The 12509-nt window shown below is 54.6% G+C and carries 11 protein-coding genes, 3 tRNA genes and 1 pseudogene; 7 read left to right on the top strand and 8 right to left on the bottom strand.

Annotation, left to right across the window (positions count from 1 at the left end; translation table 11 throughout):
• Positions 1–207: 207 nt before the first annotated feature.
• Positions 208–363, top strand: a pseudogene (locus tag CWM54_RS28430) (hypothetical protein); the annotation flags it as partial.
• 12 nt (positions 364–375) lie between these two features.
• On the top strand, positions 376–1017 hold the full coding sequence (locus tag CWM54_RS29055) for a hypothetical protein (RefSeq protein ID WP_061154363.1): 642 nt from the start codon (positions 376–378) through the stop codon (positions 1015–1017).
• An 881-nt stretch (positions 1018–1898) separates the two neighbouring features.
• Here CWM54_RS29055 and CWM54_RS06880 read toward each other — a convergent pair.
• From CWM54_RS06880 to CWM54_RS06870, 3 genes are all read right to left on the bottom strand, one after another.
• Positions 1899–1975, bottom strand: a tRNA-Val gene (locus CWM54_RS06880).
• Between the two features lie 4 nt (positions 1976–1979).
• A tRNA-Val gene (locus CWM54_RS06875) sits at positions 1980–2056 on the bottom strand.
• Between the two features lie 4 nt (positions 2057–2060).
• Positions 2061–2137: transfer RNA gene (locus CWM54_RS06870), tRNA-Val, on the bottom strand.
• A 254-nt stretch (positions 2138–2391) separates the two neighbouring features.
• Between CWM54_RS06870 and CWM54_RS06865 the strand changes: the two genes are divergently transcribed.
• Positions 2392–2970: a TIGR00730 family Rossman fold protein gene (locus CWM54_RS06865; protein WP_100696523.1), complete on the top strand. Its 579-nt coding sequence runs from the start codon at positions 2392–2394 to the stop codon at positions 2968–2970.
• A 140-nt stretch (positions 2971–3110) separates the two neighbouring features.
• Here CWM54_RS06865 and asr read toward each other — a convergent pair whose 3' ends face one another.
• Together asr and mdtK are read right to left on the bottom strand one after the other, a co-directional pair.
• Positions 3111–3632, bottom strand: a complete 522-nt coding sequence (gene asr / locus CWM54_RS06860) for an acid resistance repetitive basic protein Asr (protein ID WP_100696521.1) — start codon at positions 3630–3632, stop codon at positions 3111–3113.
• A 177-nt stretch (positions 3633–3809) separates the two neighbouring features.
• Positions 3810–5183 carry an MdtK family multidrug efflux MATE transporter gene (gene mdtK / locus CWM54_RS06855; RefSeq protein WP_032730541.1) on the bottom strand — a complete coding sequence of 458 codons (1374 nt, stop codon included), beginning with the start codon at positions 5181–5183 and terminating at the stop codon, positions 3810–3812.
• A 229-nt stretch (positions 5184–5412) separates the two neighbouring features.
• On the opposite strand from mdtK, the gene CWM54_RS06850 reads away from it, so the two are divergent.
• Entirely contained in the window at positions 5413–6048 is a 636-nt protein-coding gene (locus CWM54_RS06850; protein ID WP_061154366.1) for a riboflavin synthase, read from the top strand.
• 35 nt (positions 6049–6083) lie between these two features.
• Here the strand turns inward: CWM54_RS06850 and cfa are convergent, their stop codons facing one another.
• Together cfa and punC are read right to left on the bottom strand one after the other, a co-directional pair.
• Entirely contained in the window at positions 6084–7232 is a 1149-nt protein-coding gene (gene cfa, locus CWM54_RS06845) for a cyclopropane fatty acyl phospholipid synthase (RefSeq protein WP_100680419.1), read from the bottom strand.
• A 293-nt stretch (positions 7233–7525) separates the two neighbouring features.
• Positions 7526–8707, bottom strand: coding sequence for a purine nucleoside transporter PunC (gene punC, locus CWM54_RS06840; protein WP_100696519.1), 1182 nt, complete (start codon positions 8705–8707; stop codon positions 7526–7528).
• 112 nt (positions 8708–8819) lie between these two features.
• Between punC and punR the strand changes: the two genes are divergently transcribed.
• Positions 8820–9731, top strand: coding sequence for a DNA-binding transcriptional activator PunR (gene punR / locus CWM54_RS06835; RefSeq protein WP_100696517.1), 912 nt, complete (start codon positions 8820–8822; stop codon positions 9729–9731).
• 18 nt (positions 9732–9749) lie between these two features.
• Here punR and purR read toward each other — a convergent pair whose 3' ends face one another.
• Positions 9750–10775, bottom strand: a complete 1026-nt coding sequence (gene purR / locus CWM54_RS06830) for an HTH-type transcriptional repressor PurR (RefSeq protein ID WP_061154370.1) — start codon at positions 10773–10775, stop codon at positions 9750–9752.
• Positions 10776–11067: 292 nt separating this feature from the next.
• Here purR and CWM54_RS06825 point away from each other — a divergent pair, with 292 nt between their 5' ends.
• Together CWM54_RS06825 and CWM54_RS06820 are read left to right on the top strand one after the other, a co-directional pair.
• Positions 11068–11160: a YnhF family membrane protein gene (locus tag CWM54_RS06825; protein ID WP_197667062.1), complete on the top strand. Its 93-nt coding sequence runs from the start codon at positions 11068–11070 to the stop codon at positions 11158–11160.
• 167 nt (positions 11161–11327) lie between these two features.
• Entirely contained in the window at positions 11328–12494 is a 1167-nt protein-coding gene (locus CWM54_RS06820; RefSeq protein WP_100680414.1) for an MFS transporter, read from the top strand.
• Positions 12495–12509: the final 15 nt, after the last annotated feature.

Raw genomic sequence — 12509 nt, 5'->3', positions numbered from 1 at the left:
GGACAGCGAGGGCGGTAGCGTGCGTAAAACCGGCGGGGGGACAGGGCCGCCACGGTGCGGGAGGGCGGAGGGTAACGAATGAAGGACGTTGTGATGGATGTTAATGCCAGAAAAGATGGAGTGAAGCGATGAGGAATAGGCTGATAAACGATGCATCCAGTTCGGTAAAGCAACTGCCGGGGCAGCCACGCTACTGGATGGACGTTCACCGGGGTGCACAATATCGACAGCTTGCTGAATCAGCAGATATTGCCGGTGCTGAGTCAGCAACTGTTACCCCATATGGCGGCAGGACAGAAGCCGCAGCACCTGACGTTGGGCTGGGATGAGGAAGAGGGGATCGTCATGGCATTTGATGAATAGAGGATAACTATTGTGGACAGTGCTAAAGAGATCGCCAGAGATATGCTGGAGGCTATTAATGTTGATGGTTCGGGATTCTGGGGGGCTGTGGCGAAAGGATTTATCACGTTCCCGGTGAGTCTTGGTTACCTGGGATATGACTTTATTGACACTGAACATCGCAGAGAAAACCTGGATGATAAATTCAGGCTGGCCCGGTTGATTAAAAAGGGGGGATTCAACCGTGGTATTATCGAGCAAGTCATCAGTGTTTCACTTGAGGGTTTTATTTCCAGAATTATTATAGAAAAAACAGCAGCTATTGTGAAAAATATTTCAGGCTCATTTGCGGGGAAGATGGTATTCACTGAAATGACCGGGGTAAAATTAGGCGAAGCTATAGCCTCCAGAGGAGTGTCCGCTTTTTTTGCAGGAAGTCTTGCCGGGTTATTATTATCTATTGGTGCTGAAACATCCAGAGCAATATACACGTCCCGATATCTGAAGCGCAGAAATCCGGTACTGCATGATAAACTGCAAAGTCTGGGAGATCTGGATCTTCTGTATTTTCTTGTTGAGGATATTGTAAAACCTTTCGAAACAGCGTGTATGGTCGGTGACAAGAATCCAGCAGAATTTAACAAAATATGTGAATATTTCTTTGGTGGATTATGAATATAAAACGAACATTACTCATCATACTTTCCCGTGTTATCAGGGGGGCAGGTATGGGATTAGGTGCTTCAGGTATCGCGCTGGCTGGTTGGTTCTTTTTTTTCTCAGTAAATGAATATAAATTTCTCTGGGGTTTACTTTCAGTTGTGGAATTCCTGGTTGGGTATCTGATATATCGATTTGCATATGCATATATTTATGATGAATGGAATAATTATCATTAAAAAATTAAACGCGTGGTCTGTTGACCGATTTTTGATGCTCATGACTGTGGAGTAAAAATATGAGTCTGATGGGTACCCTTTCAAATACTTGAAATGTCGTTTTGCCAGCTTTAATTTTGTCTGAATCTAAGGAACGAGACCCTGTGCAATTTGTGAACGGGCTTCATAACGTAAAATTCGGGCCACACTGAGTGAAATATCAGGTTAGAGGCCGAAACTCATGCAGCATTGTTTTCCGTTATGATAGTAGTGAAAGTGCCATTTTTGCTTCCTGATTTGCTGTAACCATCCATATCGGTCAGCGAGTCATTTGCGGGAGTAGCAGCCATTACGAATGGCCGTGTCAGTTAATGGCATAATCGTCACCTTAGTTTTGTCTGCAGTATTCTGTAACGTCAACGCCTGAATTTTTGAAGCCTGAAATGTTTTCCTGTCAGGAAGAATAAAAAATGCCTTGTTGCAATGACACATTCCCCACCGTTTGTGGACTAAAGCGCCATTTCGAGGTGCTCAAAAATGTCCCTAAAAGGGGTGGCTTCCCCCTGGACTAGTGTGGAATATGCAAGGAAAAATCTTTGCCAATACACAACATTTTAAGTCAGCAATACAATCGGGGATTAGGTGATAAAATTCAGGAGTTACAGAGAAATAACAGCTTGGTGCGTCTGAATGGACTCGAACCATCGACCCCCACCATGTCAAGGTGGTGCTCTAACCAACTGAGCTACAGACGCATTATGGTGCGTTTAATTGGACTCGAACCAACGACCCCCACCATGTCAAGGTGGTGCTCTAACCAACTGAGCTATAAACGCATTATGGTGCGTTCGATTGGACTCGAACCAACGACCCCCACCATGTCAAGGTGGTGCTCTAACCAACTGAGCTACGAACGCAATGTTGTGGTGACAACGGGGACGCATATTAGCGGCAGGGAGAGGATGTGGCAAGAGGTAAACGTCACTTTTCTTGCACATTGCATGCGATTGCGGAACTTTTACCCATTCCGGATATATTTTACTGAACCACAAGGATATTTCTTCGCCAGCGAGCGTCACTGCTCTCTTTTTTCAGCCAGTCTAACCCTGCGCGGGAGGGTTGCCGTTGTGTTAAATTATCGGCCACCAGAAGAGAGGGAGTCATAACGAAGATGAAATCGATTGGTATTTTTTGCGGTTCTTCAGCTGGCGAACATCCGCTGTATCTCGAAACCGCCTGTCTGGTCGGACTTACGCTGGCGCAGCAAGGGCTAGCGCTTGTCTATGGCGGCGGCAAAGTCGGTCTGATGGGGGCGGTCGCCGATGCGGCGCTGGAGGCCGGAGGCGTGGTGATCGGTGTGATGCCGCGCGGCCTGGTGGAGCGGGAAATTGCCCACCGTGGCTTGACGGAGCTGCATGTGGTCGAGGATATGCACGAGCGGAAAACCAAAATGGCGGCACTGGCTGACGGCTTTATTGCCCTACCGGGCGGGGCGGGGACGCTTGAAGAGATTTTCGAACAGTGGACCTGGGCGCAGCTGGGGATCCATGAAAAACCGTGCGCGTTCCTGAATATCAAGGGTTATTACGATCCGCTTCAGGCGATGGTCGACAACATGGTGAGGGAAGGGTTTATGCACCCGCGCTACGCGGAGATGCTGCCGTTTGCTACCTCGGCAGACGAGATTATCGCCGGTTTTCGCGACTATACGCCGCCGGCCCGTAAATGGGTTCAGCAGCCCGCTATTTAAACATCAAGCGAAGGGTAAACAGCGCGCAGACGATGAGCAGTAACAACAGCAATTCGAAGCGATAGCGTTGCAGCATGATGTCCTCCTGAAAAAAAACCGGCGCTGTTCAGCGCCGGTTTATCACCTTAACGCCCTGACCATTATGCCGCTGGTTTAACCGCCGGTTTAGCAGCGTGGTGCGCCGCTTTATGGTGTTTCTTCGCAGCCTGTGCTTTCTGCGCTACTGCCGGTTTCGCAGCGGCTTTATGGTGTTTCTTCGCAGCCTGTGCTTTCTGCGCTACTGCCGGTTTCGCAGCGGCTTTATGGTGTTTCTTCGCAGCCTGGGCTTTTTGCTCAGCAGCCGGTTTTGCAGCGGCTTTATGGTGCTTCTTCGCCGCCTGCGCTTTTTGCTCAGCAGCCGGTTTTGCAGCGGCTTTATGGTGCTTCTTCGCCGCCTGCGCTTTTTGCTCAGCAGCCGGTTTTGCAGCGGCTTTGTGGTGTTTCTTAGCGGCCTGCGCTTTCTGCTCGGCTGCCGGTTTTGCAGCGGCTTTGTGATGTTTCTTATGGTGTACGGTGGTGTGGCTGGCAGCTGCAGCCGGGGTGGTGCTGGCGGCATCGGCAGCGAAAGCAACTGATGACAGACCCATAGCAGCGGCAACGACCAGAGCTAATACTTTTTTCATTCTGAAATCCTCGAATTGGTTTCTTGAGTAACCCCACTGCGGGGCTGTTGGCAACACTATATTCGTCTCGGGGAGTGCCATCAGTGAGTCTTTGGTGTCGGGGAGTAACGGAATGTACAACGCGGTCGCAATGCCGGAGAACGAAAAAGCCCGCCGGAGGGGCGGGCTTTGAAGGGATTAGCGCGCGGCGCGCTGTAAGATGATGCTGGAGGGCTGGCGCTGGAGAAAACGCATCCGCAGCATCATCATGATGGCGGCGGAGGTCAGGCCGATGATAAATCCACACCAGAAACCGGCGGGCCCCATGCGTGGTACAACCATATCGGTCAACGCCAGCAGATAGCCGCTCGGCAAACCCAGCACCCAGTACGCGGTAAAAGTAATAAAAAAGATAGACCTCGTATCTTTATAGCCGCGCAGAATGCCGCTGCCGATCACCTGGATGGAGTCGGAGATCTGATAGATAGCCGCCAGCAGCATCAGGTGCGAGGCCAGCAGCACCACCTCGGGATTATCGTTATACAGCAGGGCAATCTGTTCACGCATCAGCACGGTAAAGATAGCAGTAAATACCGCCAGGCAGACGCCCACGCCCACGCCGGTGCGGGCCGAAACCTGGGCATCGATCGTTGAACCTTGTCCGAGACGGAAGCCGACGCGAATGGTGACCGCCGCCGCCAGCGATAGCGGCAGAACGAACATCAATGAGCTGAAGTTAAGCGCGATCTGGTGCCCGGCGACGTCAATGATCCCCAGCGGGGAGACCAGCAGCGCGACGACGGCAAACAGCGTGACTTCAAAGAACAGCGCCAGAGCAATGGGCAGCCCCAGTTGCACCAGTCGTAACAGGACGGCGAAATCGGGACGGCTGAAGCGCTCGGCGCAGCGGATATCCCGCATCGAACGCGCCCGGCGCACCCACCACAGCATACTGGCGAACATCACCCAGTAAACCGAAGCCGTCGCTACGCCGCAGCCGACGCCGCCCAGCTCGGGCATGCCGAAATGACCATAGATAAAGATATAGTTCACCGGAATATTGACCAGTAAGCCGATAAAGCCCATGACCATCCCGGGCTTGGTTTTCGCCAGCCCTTCACACTGGTTACGGGCAACCTGGAAGAACAGATAGCCCGGCGCCCCCCACAGCAACGCGCGCAGATAGCCAACCGCCTTCTCTGCCAACAGTGGGTCGATATTATGCATGGAGCTGATGATATAGCCGGCGTTCCACAGCACGACCATGATCAGCACCGAGACAAAGCCGGCCAGCCAGAAGCCCTGACGTACCTGCTGTGCAATGCGATCCCGCCGTCCGGAGCCGTTAAGCTGCGCCACCACCGGGGTCAGCGCCAGCAGCAGCCCATGGCCAAAGAGGATCGCCGGCAGCCAGATGGAGGTCCCGATGGCCACGGCGGCCATATCCGTGGCGCTGTAGCCACCCGCCATCACGGTATCGACAAAACCCATCGCCGTCTGCGCCACCTGCGCAAGGATGACGGGTATAGCCAGAGCTAATAACTGACGCGCTTCAACGAAATACTTCTGCACGTGAACACCTTTGTTTTGTTGTTATTTTGAGACTAAAAAAGCCGCCGTAACTGGCAGCAAGGGGATAAAAATGAGGAATTTCCAGTCTATTGTAGCGAGGATTAGCCATTAAGCCAGTGAAAAAAGAGTCGAGGCACGAAGCGCGCTGGCAACCGCTTTGCCCTCCTGTTATTGTTCCCGATAGCGAAAACGGTAATGATACCGTCATGATTTTCAACAGGAGCCTAACATGTTTACTGGTATTGTTCAGGGAACCGCGAAAGTGGTCTCCATTGATGATAAACCCAATTTTCGCACCCACGTGGTGGAGCTACCGGCACATATGCTGGAGGGGCTGGAAACCGGCGCCTCGGTAGCCAATAACGGCTGTTGCCTGACGGTGACCGAAATAAACGGCGCGCACATTAGCTTCGATTTGATGAAAGAGACGCTGCGTATTACCAACCTCGGCGATATTCAGCTCGGGGATGAAGTGAACGTCGAGCGGGCGGCGAAATTCAGTGATGAAATCGGCGGGCATCTGATGTCCGGCCATATTATGACCACCGCGGAAATCGTGAAGATCCTCACTTCCGAAAATAACCGTCAGATCTGGTTTAAAGTGCAGGATCCGACGCTGATGAAATATATCCTCTATAAAGGATTCATCGGTATTGATGGTATCAGCCTGACGGTGGGTGAGGTGACGGCAACCCGTTTCTGCGTGCATCTCATCCCGGAAACGCTGCAGCGGACCACGCTGGGCGCGAAAAAGCTGGGCGACCGCGTCAATATTGAGATTGACCCGCAGACTCAGGCGGTTGTCGATACGGTTGAACGCGTGCTGGCCGCGAAAGACGCTGCATCTAAGGTGAATGAAGCCTGAAAAAAATCCCCCGCCGGTGTGCGGGGGAGATTTTGTTAGCGGGCGATGCGCAGTCCATGTTCAATACCGCGCGAGAACACCACCTGCCAGAGCTGAATGTCACGGGCGCGGAAGGCGCCGGCGCAGGCGTTCAGGTAATAGCTGAACATCCGTTTGAAACGTTCAGAATAGTTATCGGCAATTTCTGGCCAGCTGGCGAGAAAGCGCTCATACCAGGCCATCAGGGTGGTGTCATAATCGGCGCCGAAGTTATGCCAGTCTTCCATCACAAAGTGCTTCTCGCTGGCATCGGCGATCTGCCGTACCGACGGCAGACAGCCGTTGGGGAAGATATATTTATCGATCCACGGATCGACGTTATGGTCGGTGACTTTGGAACCGATGGTGTGCAGTAAGAAACGACCATTAGGTTTCAAATTACGATCCGCGACCTCAAAGTAGGTGGCGTAATTTTTCGGTCCCACGTGCTCGAACATACCGACGGAGACGATGCGGTCAAAGCTGTCGTGCAGATCGCGATAGTCCTGGAGCCGAATCTCCACGTCAAGGTCAGCGCAGCGCGCCTGGGCCATCTTTTGCTGCTCGGCGGAGATGGTCACGCCGACAACGCTGACCTGGTAATGTCGCGCCATATACTCGGCGAGCCCGCCCCATCCGCAGCCGATATCCAGTACCCGCATCCCCGGCTCAAGCTCCAGCTTGCGGCAGATGAGATCCAGTTTATCCTGCTGCGCCGCTTCGAGGGTTTGCGCCTCTTTCCAGTAACCGCAGGAATATTGCATGTAGGGGTCAAGCATCCGACTGAAGAGATCGTTGCCGAGGTCATAATGCTCTTTGCCAACAATCCAGGCGCGTTTTTTACTTTGCAGATTGAACAGGCGAGCGCCTGCGATGCGGAGTGTGTCTTTGAAATGGTGAGGGAGCTGTTTTTCCAGCCCGGCGCGAAGCACTTTATGGAAGAAAATATCCAGACGCTCGCAGTCCCACCAGCCGTCCATATAGCTTTCGCCTAACCCCAGCGACCCCTCCTGCAAGACACGTTTAAAGAAAAGAGGATTTTTAATTCGCAGGTCTGACGGCGCGGAACCATTGATGTTAATTCCCGCACGGCCCAATAATTCAGCTGCAATCCGGTACCAGTCATCATTTGGTACACTTACTTCTTCTATACACGATGAACTCATAGCTTCTCCATCACGCCCAAGTGATCAGAACCTTAAAACAGCGTAGACGCTTTTTTGGCTTTGTGAGAAATCTCACGGATAATCCGTGAAGTCGCTATCCGACGTAGAACAGAGGAAGGGAGATAACCCTTGCCGAAAGGCCTTCCATGGTGAAACGGAGGCATCCTGCATCCGTTAATCTGTAACTATTTTCTATTTATGTGAACCCGGATCCAGTATAGGACGCTAAGTACTGGCTTTCAATAAAAATTTCTTAGCATGCTAATGACTGGTCCGGGCTCTGGCGATAAGCGTTACGCGTGGGAAGAGTGGGGAGTCAGCTCCGGCGTTTGCTGCAGGCGATAACCTATTGCGGCTAAGCCAATCGAGACCAGCATCACGCTGGTGGTGGTCAGCAGCGGCGTGGCGATCAGCGCCGACACCAGCAGACTGGTCAGGAAGCACAATCCCAGCTGCAGTGTGTTCTGCAGCGCCGCCGCGCGGCCCGTTGCCTGCGGGAAGGGCTTCAGCGCCTGGGCGACCACGATGGGGTAGATCCCGCCGTTGACTACCGCCATCATGCAGAACGGGATCATTACCGCCACCAGCGAGGCCTGCGTCTGCAGGCCGACCAGCCAGGTGGTGGCGACGCTGACGGCAAAGACCACCAGCAGCCACGGCAGCATCTGTTGTCCGGACCATTTTTGCAGCAGCGCGCGACAACCATAGCCGCCCACCAGAAAGGCGATAGTCTGCGGGATATAACTCAGGCCGATAGCGGTTGGGCCATAGCCCATTTCGTGCAGGATAAAAGGTGAACCGGTGAGCCAGGCGAAGAAGCTGGCGGAGCAGGCGGCGTAGATCAGGACGTTACCGCTGTATTCCCGTGAACGCAGCAGCGAGAGAAAGGTGATCTTCTGCTGTGCCACGGCCACCGGCTTCCCGGCTGCCTTCAGGCGCAGGGCAGGCAGCATCAGCAGCAGAGTAATGGCAAACAGGGTGGCGAAGATGGCTTGCCACTCGAAGTGTACCAGCAGCCAGCTGCCCAGCAGCGGGGCCAGCGCCGGCGATAATCCCACCAGCGGCATAATGGTGGCGAAGATGCGGTTCGTGCGCTGGGCAGGATAGTAATCGGTGACCATCGCCTGCCAGGTAACGGCCGCGGCACAGACGCCAATCGCCTGCAAAAAGCGCAGCGCCAGCATCAGGGTGGCATTGTGCACCCACAGCATCCCCAGACAGCCGGCCGCGAAAATTGCCAGGCCGCTCAACAGCACCGGTTTGCGCCCATAGCGGTCCGACAGCGGCCCCCAGAACAGCTGCCCCAGCGCGAAGCCGGCGAGGAACAGGCTCAGGCTGGCGCTGATGGAGGCGGCGGAGGTATTGAGATCCTGCTGCATGGCGGCAAACGCCGGCAGGTACATATCGGTGGCCAGAAAGCCCAGCACGCTCAGGCCGGCCAGCCAGACTAAAAATCCTTTCCCAGGTTGTGGCATAACGTTCTCATTTTTGGAGTACAGGTACGATGCCGCAGAGTGTAGGGAGTGCATTGTGGCTTGTGAAACGCTAATATTTGTCACATGCATTCAAAAATTTTGCAGGCAGAAAATGTGGTCTGAATACTCTCTGGAAGTGGTTGATGCCGTGGCTCGCAACGGCAGCTTCAGCGCGGCCGCTCAGGAGCTGCACCGGGTGCCCTCCGCCGTCAGCTATACCGTGCGTCAGCTTGAAGAGTGGCTGGCCGTTCCCTTGTTTGAGCGTCGCCATCGTGATGTGGAGCTGACGCCCGCCGGGGTCTGGTTCTTACAGGAAGGGCGCTCTGTTATCAAAAAAATGCAGATCACCCGCCAGCAGTGCCAGCAAATCGCCAACGGCTGGCGCGGACAGCTGTCGATCGCGGTGGATGATATTGTGAAACCTGCGCGCATGCGCCAGATGATCGTGGATTTCTATCGCCATTTTCCCGACGTCGAGCTTATCGTTTTCCAGGAAGTGTTCAACGGTGTATGGGATGCGCTGGCCGACGGCCGCGTAGAGCTGGCGATTGGCGCAACGCGCGCTATTCCGGTCGGTGGCCGCTATGCGTTCCGCGATATGGGGATGCTGAGCTGGGACTGCGTGGTGGCGAGCGAACACCCGCTGGCGAAGATGGAGGGTCCCCTGAGTGACGATGTCCTGCGTAACTGGCCGTCGCTGGTGCGGGAGGATACGTCACGTTCACTGCCCAAACGAACAACCTGGCTGCTGGATAACCAGAAGAGGGTGGTGGTCCCAGACTGGGAATCATCGGCCACCTGTCTGTCGGCGGGCCTCTGCGTCGGCATGGTGCCGAGCCATTTTGCCCGACCATGGATAGATAGCGGCGAGTGGACCGCGCTGGCGCTGGAGAATCCGTTCCCGGATGCCGCCTGCTGTCTGACGTGGCAGCAGAGTGATGCCTCACCGGCGCTGAACTGGATGCTGGACTATCTGGGGGACAGCGAGACGCTGAATCGGGAATGGCTGCGGGCGCCGGAATAATCTGCGCCCGCAAACGTCTTAGCGGCGATAATCGACAAACGGGCCATCCGCGACGGAGCGGCGTTCGACCAGACGAGGATGCACTTCGATAGACTGCGACTCTTCGCGCTTATTAACAATACGATCCAACAGCATGTTAAATGCGGCTTCGCCCAGGGAATCTTTCGGCTGATGAATGGTGGTTAACGCCGGGCTGAAATAGCGGGCGTTGCGCACATTATCATAACCGATCAGCGAAATGTCCTGCGGCACCCGCAGCCCCATTTCATCTGCCGCGCAGATAGCGCCCATCGCCATGATATCGCCGCCGCAGAAGACCGCGGTTGGACGGTGCTGCTGGCTTAAGATCTGCTGCATAGCGCGGTAGCCGGACTCAGGCTCGAAGTCGCCCTGCACAATCCAGTTTTCCGGAATGGCGATATGCGCCTCTTTCATTGCCTGCATAAAGCCAGCCAGGCGGCCTGCGCCGGTGTTGCGCTCCAGCGGACCCGGGATCACGCCGATTTCGCGGTGGCCGCGTTCAATCAGGTAGCGTCCGGCGATATAGCCGCCCTGGAAGGCGTTATCGATCACCGCATCGGTAAAGTCGGCTTTTGCTTCGCCCCAGTCCATTACCACCATCGGGATATGGCGGTACTCTTCCAGCATGCTCAATACCGAATCCGGATACTCGGAACACATCACCAGCAGTCCATCGACGCGTTTTTGCGCCATCATCGACAGATAGGCGCGCTGTTTTTCCGGATCATTCCATGCGTTGCCGAGGATCAGGGTGTAGCCCTTCTGGAAGCAGCTCTTTTCAACGGACTCAATAATTTCAGCGAAATAGGCGGCTTCGCTACTGGTCGCCAGCAGACCAATCGATTTTGTATGATTGACTTTCAGGCTGCGGGCCACGGCGCTAGGCGAGTAGTGCAGCTCTTTGATCGCCGCCCACACCGCATTGCGCGTCTCTTCGGCAACGAAACGGGTTTTGTTAATTACATGTGATACAGTTGTAGTGGAAACGTTTGCGCGCTTCGCTACATCTTTAATAGTTGCCATTACATCTCACTCCATGCCTTGACCTGATCGCCTGATCATCGATACGTAAACGTTTGCCTACACACACCCTGAATACAATTTTCAACATTGCATCACGTCGGGAAAACGACACAGAACGACAGGAAGGGGTCAATGGCCGATACGCTTTTAAATTAGCGTGGGATTTTGTCCGATCTTGGGGCAAAGTGGAAGAGCAAAAATGTGCATCGCCCTAAATCCCGGAAGATTTTTGCGATTTTTTGTGCAAAAATGAGCAAGCTCACTTTTGGTGTGGGGATAACAAGAGGGAAAAATGATGGATACCAATTTAAAGTTTTCGCTGATCACCACGGTTATTGCCCTCGGCGTGATCGTTACTTTCAGCCTGACCGCCATACTGCACTAATGTTTCAGTGAGGGAGGAGCGTGGCCTCCTCCCCGTATCCCGCCATTATTATCAATTCTGCAAAAATCTTTTGTCATTTCGTTCACTTTTGTTTTTTTGTGATTGATGTCATGCTTTTGGCTTCTGATGTTACGCCGTCCTTCCTGACGGTCTGATGGAGTCATTGAATGAAAATCAACTTTCCTTTACTTGCGCTGGCGATCGGCGCCTTTGGCATCGGGACCACGGAGTTTTCCCCGATGGGATTGCTGCCGGTGATTGCGAAAGGTGTGGACGTCTCAATCCCAGTGGCGGGAATGCTGATCAGTGCGTATGCCATCGGCGTCATGGTCGGCGCGCCGTTGATGACCCTGCTGTTGTCACATCGCGCGCGGCGCAATGCGCTGATTTTTCTGATGGGGATCTTCACTGTTGGCAACCTGTTGTCATCCATTGCGCCGGATTACACCACGCTGCTGCTGTCGCGCATTATTACCAGCCTCAACCACGGTGCTTTCTTTGGCCTGGGGTCGGTGGTCGCGGCCAGCGTCGTGCCAAAGCATAAGCAGGCCAGCGCGGTAGCCACGATGTTTATGGGGCTCACCATCGCCAACATCGGCGGTGTACCGGCAGCCACCTGGCTTGGCGAAACCATCGGCTGGCGGATGTCCTTCCTGGCCACCGCGGGGTTAGGCCTGCTGGCGATGGTCAGCCTGTGGTTCTCTTTGCCGAAGGGTAGCGCGGGTGAACGCCCTGATGTCAAAAAAGAGCTTTCAGTCCTGCTACGCCCGCAGGTACTCTCCGCCTTGCTGACTACCGTGCTGGGTGCTGGGGCAATGTTTACGCTGTATACCTATATTTCGCCAGTGCTCAATACGCTGACCCACGCTTCATCGCTGTTTATTACCGCGATGCTGGTGCTGATTGGCGTTGGCTTTTCGCTGGGCAACTATCTGGGCGGCAAATTCGCAGACCGGTCGGTCTCTGGCACGCTGAAAGGCTTTCTGTTACTGCTGATGGTAATCATGCTGGCGATCCCGCTGCTGGCGCAATCTCAGGCCGGGGCGGCCATCAGCATGATTGTCTGGGGCGCAGCAACCTTTGCGGTGGTTCCGCCGCTGCAGATGCGGGTCATGCGCGTGGCGCATGAAGCGCCGGGGCTCTCTTCTTCGGTGAATATCGGGGCGTTCAACCTGGGCAACGCGCTGGGCGCCGCCGCCGGCGGGGCGGTGATCTCTGGCGGACTGGGCTATGCGTTTGTGCCGGTGATGGGGGCGATTATCGCCGGTCTGGCGCTGCTGCTGGTCTGGTTTAGCGGACGAGCACAGCCGGAAGAGGCCTTTGCCAGCCAGTAACGCGAGTGTAGGGAA

This window comes from Klebsiella sp. D-Nf1, assembly GCF_002810515.1.
In the GTDB taxonomy this organism is placed as follows: Bacteria; Pseudomonadota; Gammaproteobacteria; order Enterobacterales; family Enterobacteriaceae; genus Klebsiella; species Klebsiella variicola.
The sequence above is the reverse complement of the archived record's forward strand: the minus strand, read 5'-3'. Positions and strand labels throughout refer to the sequence as shown.